This is a genomic window from Bradyrhizobium sp. ISRA436 (genome assembly GCF_029910015.1).
Lineage (GTDB): Bacteria > Pseudomonadota > Alphaproteobacteria > Rhizobiales > Xanthobacteraceae > Bradyrhizobium.
Genome location: NZ_CP094519.1, coordinates 2,441,212 through 2,456,135, shown reverse-complemented (window position 1 = coordinate 2,456,135; position 14,924 = coordinate 2,441,212). Strand labels below are relative to the sequence as shown.

The 14,924-nt window shown below is 63.9% G+C and carries 16 protein-coding genes and 1 pseudogene; 2 read left to right on the top strand and 15 right to left on the bottom strand.

Annotated elements, in window-relative coordinates:
• Positions 1–10: 10 nt before the first annotated feature.
• From paaI to MTX23_RS11470, 13 genes are all read right to left on the bottom strand, one after another.
• Positions 11–466: a hydroxyphenylacetyl-CoA thioesterase PaaI gene (paaI, locus tag MTX23_RS11530; RefSeq protein WP_280976756.1), complete on the bottom strand. Its 456-nt coding sequence runs from the start codon at positions 464–466 to the stop codon at positions 11–13.
• A gap of 139 nt (positions 467–605) precedes the next feature.
• Positions 606–1,685 carry a 1,2-phenylacetyl-CoA epoxidase subunit PaaE gene (gene paaE, locus MTX23_RS11525; protein WP_280976755.1) on the bottom strand — a complete coding sequence of 360 codons (1,080 nt, stop codon included), beginning with the start codon at positions 1,683–1,685 and terminating at the stop codon, positions 606–608.
• A 121-nt stretch (positions 1,686–1,806) separates the two neighbouring features.
• On the bottom strand, positions 1,807–2,310 hold the full coding sequence (gene paaD / locus MTX23_RS11520; protein WP_280976754.1) for a 1,2-phenylacetyl-CoA epoxidase subunit PaaD: 504 nt from the start codon (positions 2,308–2,310) through the stop codon (positions 1,807–1,809).
• A complete protein-coding gene (gene paaC, locus MTX23_RS11515; protein WP_280976753.1) occupies positions 2,304–3,080 on the bottom strand; it encodes a 1,2-phenylacetyl-CoA epoxidase subunit PaaC in 777 nt (258 codons plus the stop codon). Before paaC ends, paaD begins: the two co-directional genes overlap by 7 nt.
• Before the next feature lie 135 nt (positions 3,081–3,215).
• Positions 3,216–3,503, bottom strand: a complete 288-nt coding sequence (gene paaB, locus MTX23_RS11510; RefSeq protein ID WP_225711457.1) for a 1,2-phenylacetyl-CoA epoxidase subunit PaaB — start codon at positions 3,501–3,503, stop codon at positions 3,216–3,218.
• Positions 3,504–3,515: 12 nt separating this feature from the next.
• Positions 3,516–4,508: a 1,2-phenylacetyl-CoA epoxidase subunit PaaA gene (paaA, locus tag MTX23_RS11505; RefSeq protein WP_280976752.1), complete on the bottom strand. Its 993-nt coding sequence runs from the start codon at positions 4,506–4,508 to the stop codon at positions 3,516–3,518.
• A gap of 75 nt (positions 4,509–4,583) precedes the next feature.
• Positions 4,584–5,453, bottom strand: coding sequence for a phenylacetic acid degradation operon negative regulatory protein PaaX (paaX, locus tag MTX23_RS11500; protein WP_280976751.1), 870 nt, complete (start codon positions 5,451–5,453; stop codon positions 4,584–4,586).
• 99 nt (positions 5,454–5,552) lie between these two features.
• Positions 5,553–6,323, bottom strand: a complete 771-nt coding sequence (locus MTX23_RS11495) for an alpha/beta hydrolase (protein ID WP_280976750.1) — start codon at positions 6,321–6,323, stop codon at positions 5,553–5,555.
• Positions 6,324–6,515: 192 nt separating this feature from the next.
• The gene (locus tag MTX23_RS11490; protein ID WP_280976749.1) at positions 6,516–7,799 is read right to left on the bottom strand and encodes a DUF445 domain-containing protein; all 1,284 of its coding nucleotides are present in this window, start codon (positions 7,797–7,799) and stop codon (positions 6,516–6,518) included.
• Positions 7,800–8,000: 201 nt separating this feature from the next.
• Positions 8,001–8,477 (bottom strand): phasin family protein, encoded by a 477-nt coding sequence (locus tag MTX23_RS11485; protein ID WP_280976748.1) that lies wholly within the window; start codon positions 8,475–8,477, stop codon positions 8,001–8,003.
• Between the two features lie 186 nt (positions 8,478–8,663).
• Positions 8,664–9,257 carry a GNAT family N-acetyltransferase gene (locus MTX23_RS11480; protein ID WP_280976747.1) on the bottom strand — a complete coding sequence of 198 codons (594 nt, stop codon included), beginning with the start codon at positions 9,255–9,257 and terminating at the stop codon, positions 8,664–8,666.
• Positions 9,254–10,336 carry an alpha/beta fold hydrolase gene (locus tag MTX23_RS11475; protein WP_280976746.1) on the bottom strand — a complete coding sequence of 361 codons (1,083 nt, stop codon included), beginning with the start codon at positions 10,334–10,336 and terminating at the stop codon, positions 9,254–9,256. Before MTX23_RS11475 ends, MTX23_RS11480 begins: the two co-directional genes overlap by 4 nt.
• On the bottom strand, positions 10,333–10,716 hold the full coding sequence (locus tag MTX23_RS11470) for a hypothetical protein (protein ID WP_280976745.1): 384 nt from the start codon (positions 10,714–10,716) through the stop codon (positions 10,333–10,335). The genes MTX23_RS11475 and MTX23_RS11470 overlap by 4 nt, the downstream gene beginning before the upstream one ends.
• A gap of 173 nt (positions 10,717–10,889) precedes the next feature.
• Here MTX23_RS11470 and MTX23_RS11465 point away from each other — a divergent pair, with 173 nt between their 5' ends.
• Positions 10,890–11,816 carry an alpha/beta hydrolase gene (locus tag MTX23_RS11465; protein WP_280976744.1) on the top strand — a complete coding sequence of 309 codons (927 nt, stop codon included), beginning with the start codon at positions 10,890–10,892 and terminating at the stop codon, positions 11,814–11,816.
• Positions 11,817–11,856: 40 nt separating this feature from the next.
• Positions 11,857–12,123, top strand: a pseudogene (locus MTX23_RS11460) (nuclear transport factor 2 family protein); the annotation flags it as partial.
• 203 nt (positions 12,124–12,326) lie between these two features.
• Here MTX23_RS11460 and MTX23_RS11455 read toward each other — a convergent pair.
• Both MTX23_RS11455 and MTX23_RS11450 read right to left on the bottom strand, forming a co-directional pair.
• Positions 12,327–13,322 (bottom strand): alpha/beta hydrolase, encoded by a 996-nt coding sequence (locus MTX23_RS11455; protein ID WP_280976743.1) that lies wholly within the window; start codon positions 13,320–13,322, stop codon positions 12,327–12,329.
• A gap of 12 nt (positions 13,323–13,334) precedes the next feature.
• The gene (locus MTX23_RS11450) at positions 13,335–14,885 is read right to left on the bottom strand and encodes a wax ester/triacylglycerol synthase family O-acyltransferase (RefSeq protein ID WP_280976742.1); all 1,551 of its coding nucleotides are present in this window, start codon (positions 14,883–14,885) and stop codon (positions 13,335–13,337) included.
• Positions 14,886–14,924: the final 39 nt, after the last annotated feature.

The following is a 14,924-nucleotide window of genomic DNA, read 5'->3' as shown; positions in this document are numbered from 1 at the left end:
AGATCGATCGTTATGTCTTGCTGTCTGTCTCCGGCAGCCACGTGCCTGGTATCACGCGTGAATGGCCGCGAAATTCGGCGATCACGGTGTCAGCAGTGGTGACGCGCACATCGTAGATTCCGGAACGGCCGCTACGCGAGATCTCACGCGCGGTCGCGACCAGGCGGTCGCCGAGCTTGCCGGGCCGGATGAAGGTGATGTCGCCTTGCGCCGCCACGACGCGCTCATTGTGGCTGTTACAGGCAAAGGCGAAGGCGGAATCGGCGAGCGTGAAGATATAGCCGCCGTGGCAGATACGCTGGCCGTTGACCATGTGCGGCTGCACCGTCATCGCCATCACCGCGAGCCCCGGCTTGATCTCGACGATCTCCATGCCGAGCCCTTTGCTGGCGTCGTCCTCCTTCCACATCGCCTCCGCGCAGGCGCGGGCGATGTCTTCGGGCGATAGCGTGGCCTTGACGTTCACATCGCACTCCCTGTCAGTCGAGCTCGTTGCAATGAGCCTCTTGTCAGCTTCAGTCTTCTGCGCAACGCCGACGACGTCAACGCTACTTCCGTCACTCCGTGATCGCGGCCAGCACCAGCCCCGGATCGACGATCAAAAGTCACACGTGGTCGTAATCGACCACGACCTTCTCGGAGCACGGCTTGGCCTGGCATGTCAGGATGAAGCCCGCCTTCAGCTCCCACGGCTCCAGCGAATAGTTCAAATCCATCGCAGCATCGCCTTCGACCAGCTTGGCACGGCAGGTCGAGCACATGCCGCCCTTGCAGGCGAACGGCAGGTCCATGCCGGCCCGCAGTGCGGCATCCAGGATCGATTCGCCGTCGGCCACCGGCACCTCGCGGCGCTTGCCGTCGATGATCAGGCTGGCTACCGCCTTCGGCGGTGCGCCGACCGGAACAACGGTCTTCGGCCGCGGCTTGCCGCCGAACTCCGAGACGAAGCGCTCGACATGAACGCGCTCGTCGGCGATCCCGATGTCGCGGCAGGCCGCCCCGATCGTGTCGCTCATCCCGGCCGGGCCGCAGATGAAGACATGATCGATACTTTCGGCGGGGACCAGCGAGCGCAGCAGCACCCTCACCTTCTCGCCGTCGAGCCGTCCATGCAGGATCGGAATGTCCTGCTCCTCGCCCGAGATGACGTGGAACACCGACAGCCGCTGCATGAAGCGGTCCTTCAATTCCTCCAGCGCCTCTCGGAAGAGCATGCCCTCGGTCGAGCGGTTGCCGTAGAACAGGAAGAAACGGCCCTCAGGCTCGCGCGCCAGCACGCCCTTGATGATCGAGAGGATCGGCGTGATGCCGCTGCCGGCGGCAAAGCCGGCATAGATCCGCGCCTGCTCCGGCGCATGCGCGATGCCGAAGCGCCCGGTCGGCGTCATCACATCGAGCACATCGCCGGCCTTCAATTCATCCGCCGCCCAGCTCGAGAATGCGCCGCCATCGACCTTCTTCACCGCGATGCGCAGCTCGCCGTCGTCAGGCCCGGAGCAGATCGAATAGGAGCGGCGGATCTCCTCGCCGTCCATCGTGGTGCGCAACGTCAGGTACTGGCCGGGCATGAAGCCGTAGTCGTACTCCAGTTCCTTCGGGATCGTGAAAGTCAGGGAGACGGCATCCGGCGCCTCACGGCGCAGATCGTGCACAGCAAGACGGTGAAAGCGAGGCGTAACGGACATCACCTGTCTCCCACCGTCATTGCGAGGAGCGACGCGACGAAGCAATCCATGACACGGATAGATGGATTGCTTCGCTTCGCTCGCAATGACGACATTGTCTCGTCGACTAAGCACGACATGGTCAATGACACTTGAAGTAATCGAAGGGTTCACGGCAGCTCTTGCAACGCCACAACGCCTTGCAGGAGGTCGAACCGAATTCGGACAGCAGCTCGGTATCGGCCGAGCCGCATTGCGGACACATCACCTGCTGTTCGCCGAACAGCGCGCGGCGCGACGAGCCCGGCAGCGGCGGTGCGATGCCGTACTCCTTCAACTTGCGGCGGCCGTCCTCGCTCATCCAGTCGGTGGTCCAGGCCGGCGACAGCACGGTCCGCACCTTGGGCCGCTGAATGCCCTCGCGCTCCAGCGCAAGCTCGATCTCCAGCGCGATCATGTTCATCGCGGGGCAGCCGGAATAGGTCGGCGTGATCGCTACCTCGACGTGGCCGTCGTGGACCGCGACATCGCGCAGCACGCCGAGATCAGCGATCGTCAGCACCGGGATTTCGGGATCGACTACCTGCGCGGCCGCGGCCCAGGCGCGCTGGCGCAGATCGGCGTCGTTGATCGCAGCCGTCACCATGTCGCCCCCGGAAAGGTTCGCTGCAGCGACTGCAGCTCGCTCAGGAGATGACCGAGATGCTCGCTGTGCCGGCCGCTGCGGCCGCCCTGCTGCATCCAGTCGTTCTTCGGCAATGTCAGCGTCGCCTCGTTGACCACGCCCGTGACCGTCTTCAACCAGCGCGGTTGCAGCGCCGCCGGGTCGATCGCGATGCCGGCGTCGATCAGGCCGCGCTCACTGTCGTCGACAGCAAACATCTCACGGGTGTAGGCCCAGAGGTCGTCGATCGCGATCTGCGCCCGGCGATGGCTCTCCTCGGTGCCGTCGCCAAGGCGGACCATCCATTCCGACGAATGCCGCAGGTGGTAGGCACTCTCCTTCTCCGACTTCGCCGCAATCGCGGCCAGCGTCGGATCTGATGATGCCATCATCGCGCGCCAGTAGAGATCGGCGAACGCCGCATAGAAGAACTGCCGCACCATGGTGCGGGCAAAGTCGCCATTCGGCTGCTCCACAAGCAGAAGGTTGCGATATTGGCGGACATCCCGCAGATACGCGAACTTATCCTCGTCGTTGTTCTTGCCTTCAACCTTGGCCGCATAAGTGTAGAGCTCGCGCGCCTGGCCGAGCAGGTCGAGGCCCATGTTGGCGAGCGCCATGTCCTCTTCCAGCGCCGGCGCATGGCCGCACCATTCGGAAAGGCGGTGACCGAGGATCAGCGCATCGTCGGCGCGGCGCAGCGCGTAGAGCACCAGCGGCGTTTCGGAGACCTCGATATTGGCGGCTGCCATTTTTCTATATCCACCTGCATCAAATTGTTCCGACCTCATCCTGAGGAGCCTGTGCAGCAGGCGTCTCGAAGGATGGGCTGCGGCTCTCATGGTTCGAGACGGCGCTGCGCGCCTCCTCACCATGACGGGCGAAAGTCACATATGCCCGACTTCGTCGGGTACGTCGTAAAACGTCGGATGCCGGTAGATCTTCGACTCCGCCGGCTCGAACATCATGCCTTTCTCGGAAGGATCGGACGCGGTGATCGCATTCGACGGCACCACCCAGATCGAAAGACCCTCGCCGCGGCGAGTGTAAATGTCGCGAGCGGCCTGCAGCGCCAGCGTGGCGTCCGCCGCGTGCAGCGAGCCGACATGCTTGTGCGCGAGCCCGTTGCGGCTGCGGATGAAGACTTCCCAGAGCGGAGTGTTCGGCGTGGCCATGTCGGCGCTCCCTTATTCGGCGGCTTGCGCGAGCTGGCGGCTCTTGCGCTTCTCGGCATAGGCAATCGCAGCCTCGCGTACCCAAGCGCCCTCTTCATGCGCCTTGCGGCGCGCGGCGAGGCGATCGCGGTTGCAGGGGCCGTTGCCGGCGAGCACCTGCCTGAACTCCTCCCAGTCGATCGGGCTGTACTCCCAGTTGCCGTTTGCGTTCTGCTTCATGCCGGGATCAGGAATGGTCAATCCCAGGAACTGAGCCTGCGGCACGGTGGCGTCGACGAACTTCTGGCGCAGCTCGTCATTGGAGAAGCGCTTGATCTTCCATTTGGTCGAGGTGTCGCTGTGCTGGCTGACCTTATCCGGCGGACCGAACATCATCAGCACCGGCCACCACCAGCGATCGAGCGCGTTCTGGGCCATCGCCTTCTGCTCCGCGGTGCCGCGGCAGAGGGTGAGCATGATCTCAAAGCCCTGGCGTTGGTGGAATGACTCTTCCTTGCAGACACGGATCATCGCGCGCGCGTAGGGGCCGTAGGAGCACCGGCACAGCGGGATCTGGTTCATGATCGCCGCGCCGTCGACCAGCCAGCCGATGGTGCCGATGTCGGCCCAGGTCAGCGTCGGATAGTTGAAGATCGAGGAATATTTCGCCTTCCCCGCAAGCATCGCATCGACGAGTTCCTCACGCGAGGACCCGAGCGTCTCGGCGGCGGCATAGAGATAGAGCCCGTGGCCGCATTCATCCTGCACCTTCGCGAGCAGTGCGGCCTTGCGGCGCAGCGAGGGCGCCCGGGTGATCCAATTGCCCTCGGGGAGCATACCGACGATTTCAGAATGGGCATGCTGGGAAATCTGCCGGGTCAGCGTCTTGCGGTAGGCAGCGGGCATCCAGTCGTTCGGCTCGATGCGCTCGTCGGCATCGATGCGCGCCTGGAACTGCGCGACACGGGCGGCATCCTCGATGGTGCGTTCATCGCCATCGGATGTGTTGAGCGCCTGCGTATACATGGCCGACCTCCCGGGATGTTATTGAGGTCAATATATAACACAATTATCAAAACACAAGATATTTTTGTAATATATTCACCCCCCTTCAAAACGGCGCGCAACGGCCCCATTGGGCTTCGGCAGCGGGCCATCCTCGTTGGTTGCGTGATCGTCAAGCCATTGTTCCGATGGCGAAAGCAGGCCCCGATAGATCTCGCCGCAGAGTTTTCGCGCCGCCCTGCCCGGCCAGTCGCCCGGCAAGAGTTGAGCGGGCAGCAGCGGATCGCGCAGCACGACGCGGCGGTAATAGTGGATCAGAAGGATCCGCGCGGTGAAGGCGTCGGCATCGCTTAGCGCTTCGCCGCGGGCGATCCAGCCGCGCAGCGGCTCGAAGGTCTTGATGAACTTCAGATAGGCGTCCGCGGTGCGGTCGAGCGGCCAGCTTTCGCTGAGCAACCGCCGCCCGCTGTCGTCTTCCGCCGACACTTCGAGACGGATCGCGTGCGCGGCCTCGTCGGGGACTGGCACGCCCGATGGCGCGACCCACACCCCGGGCAGCGGACTGCCGAAGCCGGCATTCTTCAGCGCCTCGCGCGAGGCGTCGCGATCCTCACCATTGCCGATCAACAGTAGCTCGAAGCGGCCGGTCCAATCCGACGGCGGCGGATCGTAGATATGCTTGGTCGCGGTATCGAAGGTCTGCCGTCCCTTCGCGTTCAACCGATAGAAGCTGTTGCGGCCGACCTTGTTGCGCTCGAGCCAGCCGTCCGCCGCAAGCCGCGACATCGCGGTGCGCACCACATTGCCGTCGATGTCGAGCGACTTGAAGAATTCGAGTAGCGTGCCGAGCCACACCGAGCCGCCGCGCGGCACGATGGCGTCGCCGAACACGGTGATGACGATCGAGCCGGTGCGCGACGGCTCGCGCTTCAACTGGTCAACGATGCGGGCAAGCGGCTGCGGCATACCTCAACGCATAGCGCGTTTTGTCGATTCACGACAATGCGGGCCTCTTCTCCTCCCCGCACGCGGGGAGAAAGCCTCGGGGCGAGGCAAGGACCCGCACTATCGGTTCGGATCTGGATAGACGATGCTGCGCCAGCCGCCGCGATCGAACGGGGCCCACTCGCCTTCCTTCTGCGCAAGCCGATCGGCGACCGCGTAAACCACGGCCGGATGATGGCCCATGCCGCAATGGCTGCTCTCGACCTCGATGCTCTCGGACATCGACGAGGCCTGCTCGCGGCAGCCCTGCCAGGCGCAGATGCCGTCGGTGCGGCTGAAGATCGCGGTGGTTGGCACCGGAGGCGCGCTGGCGAGCGAGCCGCCGAAGCGGGCATCTTCCTCCTCGGCTCGGCGGCCGCTGGCCATCTCATAGACGCGCCACGCGTTGGTCGATTTCGGGCCCGAGGCAAACGGACTGCCGAGCGTGATCACTTGGCGCACACGGGCCGGCATCATCTTGGCGAGCTGTCGCGCATAGAGCCCGCCGAGGCTCCAGCCGACCAGCGACACCTTGCGGCCGCTGGTGTCGTTCATCTCCTGCAGCAGGTCGAGCATCCCGTCCTGCACGCCGGCACGAAGTCCCAGATTGCGGCCCTGGCGCCAGCCGCTGACGGCGTAGCCCTTACTCCTGAGGAAATGGCGCAGCGGACGGGTTGAAACGTCCGACGCGATCAGGCCGGGCAACACCAGCACCGGATGTCCGTCGCCGCGCGGGGCGAGGCTCAACAGCGGCAATGCGCCAAGGAAGGCACCAAGCTCGTGGATGGCGCGGCCTTCCAGAAACATCAGCGTCCTGGATGGCGGGCGTAGCGTCTGCGCGGCAACGGACATTTCGGCTCCTCTTCCGGCCCGGCTCCTGACGTCCCGGTAGCCGGCAATACCGACAGGATGGGTCAACAGGATTGACGCTTACCCGTTCCGCGACGCAACAATCTGCCTTCAAAAGCTAGGGAACCGGCCACTTTCCTGCAAGCCGCTGGAATCACACTTGCCACAACTAAAGCGGCTTCCGTGCCCAATCGATCACAACAGTCGCAACGCATATTCCAGCGTGTAGAGCGCGAGCCCGGCCAGCCCGCCGATCAGCGAGCCGTTGAAGCGGATGTATTGCAGGTCCTTGCCGACATTGACCTCGATCAGGGAGATCAATTGCTCCATGTCCCAGGTTTTCATTTGGTCGGCGATGAAGGTCGAGACCCCGCTCTTCTGCTCGGCAATCACGGTGCGCAGGATGGCGACAAGGCCCTGGTTGATCTCGCCGCGCAGCTCGACATCGCCGGCCAGCGCATCGCCGGCCTCGACGAACATTCTCGCAAGCTGATGCTGCAACACCTGCGACTCGCCCGAGGCGCTGCGCTGGATGAAATCCTTGACATTGGCCCAGACAGTGCGCCCGAGATTGGCGAGCTCCGGCCGCGCCATCAGGTCGCGCTTGAGGCCATCGATGCGATCCGCGAATGCCTTGTCGCTGCCGAGGCGGTCGACGAAGGATAGCAACATCCGATCGAACTCGCCGCGGAACGGATGGTTCGGATCGTTTCGCACCTCCTCGAAGAACTTCGTCGCCGATGCGATGATCCGGTTCACGACGAACTTGTCGGCACGATAGAGCCTCAGCAGCGTCGGCATCTCCGCACGCACCTTATCGCGGATCACGGCCATGGTTTCCTTCTGCGTCAGCGTCTGGTGCATCACGCGCAGGATGTCGTCGAGCAGACCCTCATGCTTGCCCTCCTGCACGAAGCCGCGCAGCGCACCGGCGGCAAGCGGCGCGAGATCGATCGAGAGCACCTGTGTCGTGATCCGGCGGCTGACGAACTGCATCAGGCCCGACGTCTCGGTCGCCGCAAACGCCTCAGGCAGCATGCGCAACACGAAGCGCGCAAGGTCCTCACTGCGCTTGCGGTCGCGCAGCCAGTCGGCGATGAAGGCACCGAAATCGATCTCGCGCAGCTTGGCCTCGACCGGGCCGGCCTCCAAAAAGTTGTTCTCGATGAATTCGCCGAGCTTCTCGGCGATGCGCGCCTGATTGCTTTGGATGATCGCGGTGTGCGGGATCGGCAATCCCAGCGGACGCTTGAACAGCGCGACGACGGCATACCAGTCGGCGAGCCCGCCGATGGTCGCGGCCTCCGCGAACGCGGCGATGAAGCCGAACGCCGGGTGCATCGGCAGCAGCGCCTTCGCGGTGATGAAGATGACAAAGGTGGTCGCCAGTACGCCGGTCGCCAGCCACTTCACGCGCCGCAGTTCGGCGGCGCGTTCGACGTCGACGGGGGTGGCGATCAGGGTGGCGGGAAGGGTCATGGAGACTTTCGATCGAACGACACGACGACCCTCATCCGAGGAGCGCGAAGCGCGTCTCGAAGGATGAGGCCCGTATGGTGGCCTCATGGTTCGAGACGGCGCAAGAGCGCCTCCTCACCATGAGGGGATGTATTGGAGCCCGCCCAAAAAAGAAGGCCCGCAGAATGGCGGGCCTTCGAATTGGGCAGTTGGTCAGCGCGATCAGGCGGTCTTGCCGTAGACCTTGGCGAAGTTGTCCTGAGCAGTCTTGGCGCTGTCGGCGACAAGCTTGCCGAGATATTCGGTGGTGGTCTTCGCCCGCGAGATGAATACCTCGCCGTTGGCACGGACCAGGTCCGATTGGATCTGGGCGGCTTCGCTCAGCGACTTCGCGGACGCGAGCTTGTCGATGCCGGTGAAGAACGCCTCGGCGTCCTGGTAGATCGCCTGCTGGATGTTGCGGCTGATCTTGGCGGCCTCGGTCACCGAACCGGTGACGGCGGACTCGATCACGGCGGTCACCTTCTCCGAGCCCGCATAGGCATCCGCGGCGCGGGTCTTGGCGGCCTCGGCCTGCTTCTTCACGAACTCACGAGCGGATTCCGGAACTTCCAGGTTCTGGAGCTTGGCGAACGCCTCGGTGACGGGCGCGAAGGCTTCCTTGACGCTGTTCAGCACGGAATTGGTTTCGGTGGTCATTGCGGTCTCTCCATCCTCAGGTCCGAGCTATGGGCTCACCCCGTCCGCTATGGCCCAGGGCGAGAGTGTTGTGCCATAGCTAATGGTGCATCGCAACATAAATGTTGCATCGCGCCATCACGAACTGGTGATCACCGCAAATGTCCGGCCAGATTGCCGAGGGAACTGGGAGTAAGAGGTTCCAAATTACCTCTGAACGGCACCAGGAAGCCCGTAGGCCTCCATTTGCGCCCGGACCAGCGCCACATTGTGCCCCAGCACCACGATGTCGTGGGTCCTGCCCTCGGCATCGCGGACGTGGTCACGAAGCAGCGCCTCTGCCTTGAAGCCGAGGCCCTCGAACAGCGCGATTGCCGCCCGCTGGTCGACCGTCATCTGCACAGAGAATTTCTCCAGTCCGGCGCCCAGCGCGATGGCGAAGGTCTCCTGCGACAGCGCCCGGCCAACGCCCTGCCCACGCACGTCGAGCGACACCACCATCCGGATTTCACCGACATGCGGCGACCAAGAGTGCGGGTCGCGGACCAGCGTGCCGCAACCGACCACCTTGCCGTCCTTGATCGCGAGCAGGCTCATGATGTCGCCACGCTCGATCTCGTTGATCCAGGCCGACAGCACCTTTGGCTGGCTGATGTTGCGCGGCAGGAACAGGAGGTCATGCGTCGGCAGCTTTTGCGCAAAGGCCAGCACCGCGGCCTCGTCGGCGCGCGTCATCAGGCGAAACCCGATGTCACCGGCATCTGGCTTGACGTGGCGCGGATAGGAACGTTGTTCGGTCATGTCGATCTCTTGCCCAACCAGGAGTCCAGTTTCGGCCACAGCCGCTTGATTGCATTGGCGCCGGCGACGAGCGAGACGTGACCGCCTTTCAGCATCACCTCCTCCTTGTCCTCGGAGCCGATCTTGGTGATCAGGTGTTTGGCCGCATCATACGGCACGATGTGATCGTGCTCGGCGACCGCGTGCAGGATCGGCACCTTGATGTCGGCAAGCTTCGCCTCGCGGCCACCGACCGTCATGGTGTCGTTGAAGAGCTTGTTGTCCCACATCAGGTCCTTGGTGATAGCGCGGAAATATTCGCCCGCGAGCGGCAGCGTGTCGGTCGCCCAGCGGTCGAACATCCGGTAGGACTTCACGAACTCGTCGTTCCAGATGTTCTCCCAAAGTTGCACCTGGCTGGCGACGCGCGAGGCCGGCCGCAGCATCTCGAACGACTGCAGGATCAGTTCCGGCGGCATGTTGCCGGCGCTCTCGAGCAGGCGGTCGACATCGAAATAGCGGCGGTCGGCAAAGTTCGAGAACAGCTTCATCTCGCGGAAGTCGATCGGCGTGGTGAAGCAGATCAAATTCTTCATCGGTCCGTCGTTGAAGATCGAGCCGTAGAGCAGCGACAGCACGCCGCCGAAGCAATAGCCGATCACCGAGACATCCTTCTCGCCGGAATCCCGCTGGATGCGGCGAACGGAGTCCGGGATGAAGTCGAGGACGTAATCCTCCATGCGGAGCGATTTCTCCTCCGGCTTCGGCGCGGTCCAGTCCAGCATGTAGACGTCGTAGCCGCGCTTGAGCAGGAATTCGATGAAGCTCTGCCCCGGCATCAGGTCGAGGATGTAGCCGCGATTGGTGGTCGCCATCACGATCAGGATCGGCACGCGATAGACCTCGTCTGCCAGGGGCCGGTAGTGATAGAGGTTCATGGTGCCGCGCGAATGCAGCACGTCCTTTGGCGTCGAGCCGAGCGACGGACCCGAGGTCGAGAAATACTCGACGCCCTTGATGCTGCGCTGGATCGCACGTTGTACCTCGGATTGAACCCGCTCGGAGATCGAGGCGAAATCAAACCCGGTGGGAGCGTTCATTGCGGCTCTCCCTCCGACGGCGGACGTTTGGTGCGCGGCGGCCGCGGCGCGGCGCCATAGCCGCCCTCTGGTGCCAGCGAATTGTGGTGCACCTGCTGCAGCAGTGACTTGATCTCGTTGAGCTGCCCCTCGATCGACTGCAGCCGCTCGGCCATGCCGACGAGCTGGGCGCGGCTCGGCAGGTTCATCGTCAGCAGATATTTCTCCATCAGCTCGGAAAGCTGCTTCTGTGCGCCCGCCGCGACGCCGCCGGCTTGGTTCATCATCTTGGAGAATTCAGGCGACGACATCGCCTGGTTGGCGAAGGAGTTGAAGCCCTTCTCCATCTCGCCCATCATCGTCTGCCAGATCACGGCAGGGTCGTTGCCCTTGTCGGCCATTCGGCGCTCCTCCACACCAGTTCCGAGCGCTTGCCGCGCTTCCGCTTGTTTCGAGCATACGACACCGTTGTCGCAGACCGGTCAACTCCACGCCGTCGTCAACCACATCGAAAGCCTTCTGCGCTGCGTCAGACCGTGGCATAGAGTTTCCTGACCGCGATACCAGCAGGGGGATGCCCGTGACCTCGCTCGCTCATCAGCCGCCGCAGATCGTCCGCGCCAATGGCATTGACATCTGCTACGAGATCTTCGGTCATGCGGATGCTGAACCGTTGCTCTTGATCATGGGCCTCGGCGCCCAGATGATCCACTGGGACGACGAATTCTGCCGGCAGCTCGCCGCGCGCAGCTTCCGTGTCATCCGCTTCGATAACCGCGACATCGGAAAGTCCTCGCATCTGAGCGGCGGCAAGCGTCTGACGGCGCTCGAGCTGCTCAAGCTGCGCCTCCTGAGGATTCCGGTCGCGGCGCCCTATAAACTTATCGACATGGCGAGAGACACGATCGGGCTGATGGACGCGCTCGGCATCAGGACGGCGCATATCGTCGGCGCTTCGATGGGCGGCATGATCGCGCAGGAGATCGCGATCACCTTTCCGGAGCGCGTGCGTTCGCTGACATCGATCATGTCGACCACCGGCAATCCCAAGGTGCCGGGGCCGACCCGTGAGGCGGCCGCGGTGCTGATGGCGCCACCGCCGGCAACCAAGGACGAGTATTTCGCGCGGTTCGCGCAGACCTGGAAAGTGCTGCGCAACGGCTCGTTCCCGGAGGATGAAGCACTCGACCGCTCGCGCGCGGAACGCACTTATGCACGCGGGCTCAATCCGGCCGGCGTCGGCCGCCAGCTCCGTGCGGTGCTGGCTTCCGGGAGTCGCAAGGAGCGTTTGCGCAGCGTCAAGGCCCCGACGCTGGTGATCCACGGCACGGTCGATCCGCTGGTTCACCCCGAAGGGGGCAAGGATACCGCGGCCTCGATCCCCGGCGCAAAGCTCGTGATGATCGGAGGCATGGGCCACGCGCTGCCGATCCCGATGTGGACAGAGATCATCGACGCCATCGACAAGCACGCCCATGGTGCAGCCGCCAAGGCGGCGTGAACCAGGTTTCTCCCGGCAACCATGTGACCTCGAGGTGCGCAATCCGAACGCCGCCGACGGCCCGGAAGGCCTCCGCAAGTTCATCGCCTTCCTGCGCGAGAAATTCCCGAACTCACACCGCAAGATCAAGCGATCATTCGTCGATGGCGACTATGTGATCCTCCACGTCGACGCGGTGCGCGAGCCCAGCACCCGCGGCATCGCGATCATCGACATCTTCAAGCTGGAGAGCGGCAAGATCGTCGAGCACCGGGACGCGGTGCAGCCGGTCCCGGAGACTGCGACGAACAACAACACGATGTTCTAGCAGGGAGCCGGATGGAGCCAACGGGTCGCGCGAATGCGCGCCCGATGACAGGCTCCGCGCAATCCGGGACGGCTCCGCCCGCGGATCGACGTGCTCCCGGATTTCGCTTCGCTTCATCCGAGCTACGCCTCTGTCTCATGTGGGCTAACCGCCGGCCCATCCTTCGAGGCGCGCCGAAGCCCGCGCGCACCTCAGGATGATGCTTACCCGAACCTTCGTTTACGCCACTCGATCAGCTTGGCGCTGACTTCGTCCGGCTTTTCCTGCTGCGTCCAATGGCCGCTGTCCCGCACCAGGTATTTCTCGAGGTCCGGCACCAGCCTCTCCATGCCGTCGGCGGCCGACGGCGGCAGCACCGCGTCGTTCTCGGCCATGATCATCAGCGCCGGCACCCGCACATGATGATCAAGGCCGGCCGAACGTTCCCAGTTGCGGGTGAAGTTGCGATACCAGTTGATACCGCCGGTGAAGCCGGTCTTCGTGAAGGTATCGACGAACACCTTCTTCTCCTCCGCCGACAGGATCGGCGTGCGCGGATCGTGTCTGGCGTCGTAGTTCGCGATCATCTGCGGAAACGCGAGGTTGAGCCGGGCCGACGCGCCGACGCCGGCAATCGGCTGCTCCTCCGGCGTGCCCGGAGGACGCGTCACGGGCTTGCGCATGAATGCGTCGAAAGTCTGCTCGACGCGGCTGCCGAAGATGCGGTCCGGCTCGCGTGCCGGATCCTGGAACTGGACGATATACATCTGGTCGCCGAAGCGCTGGCGGAACAGCGCGATCGGATCCATCGGTGCGCGATCCCAATGCGGCGTGTTGACGCCGACCACGCCGGCGACCCGCGACGGATGCCGGAGCGGCATTTGCCAGACGACGAACCCGCCCCAGTCGTGACCGACGAAGATCGCCTTGTCGATCTTGAGATGATCGAGCAGGCCGACGAGGTCGCCGGTCAGATGCTCCATGTCATAGGCCTCGACCCGCTCCGGCCGGTCGGTCGCGCCATAGCCGCGCTGGTCCGGTGCGATCACGCGGATGCCGGCCACGCCCAGCGCCTTGATCTGGTGACGCCAGGAAAAGGCAAGCTCCGGCCAGCCATGGCACAGCACCACCGGCGGGATGTCGGTCTTGGGGCCTGCCTCGTAGAACCCCATGCGGATGCCGTTGGTCTCGGCGAACTGCAGCTGCGGCATTTCAATCATTGAGAGCCCCTCCTATTCGGCTGCGCCCTTGACGTCCGCAGGCAGAGGCGCGAACGCCGCCTCGAGTGCATCGAACTCGAACGGCAGCATGTCGCACAAAACCTGCACGTGGGGAATGATGTTGGCGCCCACGATGAAGCCGAAATCAAGCTGATCGCGGTAGCTCTGCACGGTGATGTTGAGTGCGACTCCGTGGGTCGAGATCGAGACCGGGAAGATGTGCAACAGCTCGGCGCCGGCGGCGTACAGCGTCTGCCGCGGCCCAGGTACGTTCGAGACCGTGATGTTGACCGCCGGCGGCAGAACGTTGGAAAGATCCGAGCGGCTGTACAGCAGCGACAGGACCTGGACCAGGATCGGTGCGCCCAGCAATGAGATATTGGAAACCTGCGGCACCAGGGCGCGCAGCGGATGCGACATCTCCTTGGATTTGGTGGATTGCGCGATGATTGTCTCCAGCCGCTTCCTGGGCTCTTCGATATTGGTCGCGATCGAGCAGATCATGCCGAACACCTGGTTATTGGATTCGGCGTTGCCCTCCTCGCGCAGCGAGATCGGCACTCCCGCGGTCAGCGACTTGTTCGGCAGTGCGCCCTGGCTGATCAAATAACGCCGCACCACGCCGGAAGAGAGCGCCAGCACGACATCGTTGAGCTTGCCGCCGGACGCCTTCGCCACCGCCTTGGCCCGCGACAGCGAGATCGAGGTCCCGGCGAAGCTGCGTTCGGACGAGATCGCCTTGTTCAGGATGGTCGGCGGCGAGGACATCGCCTGCAGGCTCTCGCGCGACCTGGGATCGGCGACCTTGGCGACGACATCAGACAGGCTCTTCAGCACGGTGGGCATGCTGCCGGCGAACTTCACCGCGTTCTCGATCTGGAACATGGCGTTGTCGAACAGGATCGAGCCGAGGTCGCTCTTGCCCGAGCGCGGCAGCTCCAGGCTCTTCTGTGCCGTGGCCGCCGCCTCGAAGGGCTGGGTCCAGAGCTGCTGATAAGCGTCGAGCAGATTGGCGGCGATGTCACGCGGCTCCTGCGCGACCTTTTTCGCACTCGGCGGATCGACCTGCCGTGGCACCGGCGTCACGTCGTAGATCATGCTGGTCAGCGCAGCTCCCGCGCCGCCGTCGATGCAGGCGTGATGCATCTTGGAATAAAGCCCGATCTCGTTGTCCTTCATGCCCTCGAACACGTAGAACTCCCAAAGCGGACGGGCGCGGTTCAACAGCTTGGCGTGCATCCAGCCGACGATGCGCTCGAGCGTCGCGCGGTCGCGCGGCTCGGGCAGGCTGGCGCGGAAGATGTGGCGGTCGATGTCGAACTGGTCATCCTCGACCCAGGACGGATGATCGATGTCGAGCGGCGCCTTCTGCAGGCGCGCCTTCAGGATCGGCGCGATGTGCAGCCGCGAGGCGAGCATCGCCTTGAATTCCTCGAAGAAGTCGCCCTTATAATCCTCGGGCAGGCGGAAGATCGCCATGCTGCCGACATGCATCGGCATCTCCGGCGTTTCCAGATAGAGAAACGATGCGTCCAGCGAGGATAGCCTCTTGGCGTCGCCCATGGTTTCCTCCCGAGAGCAAGAACTCATGCGGGCGCCCTG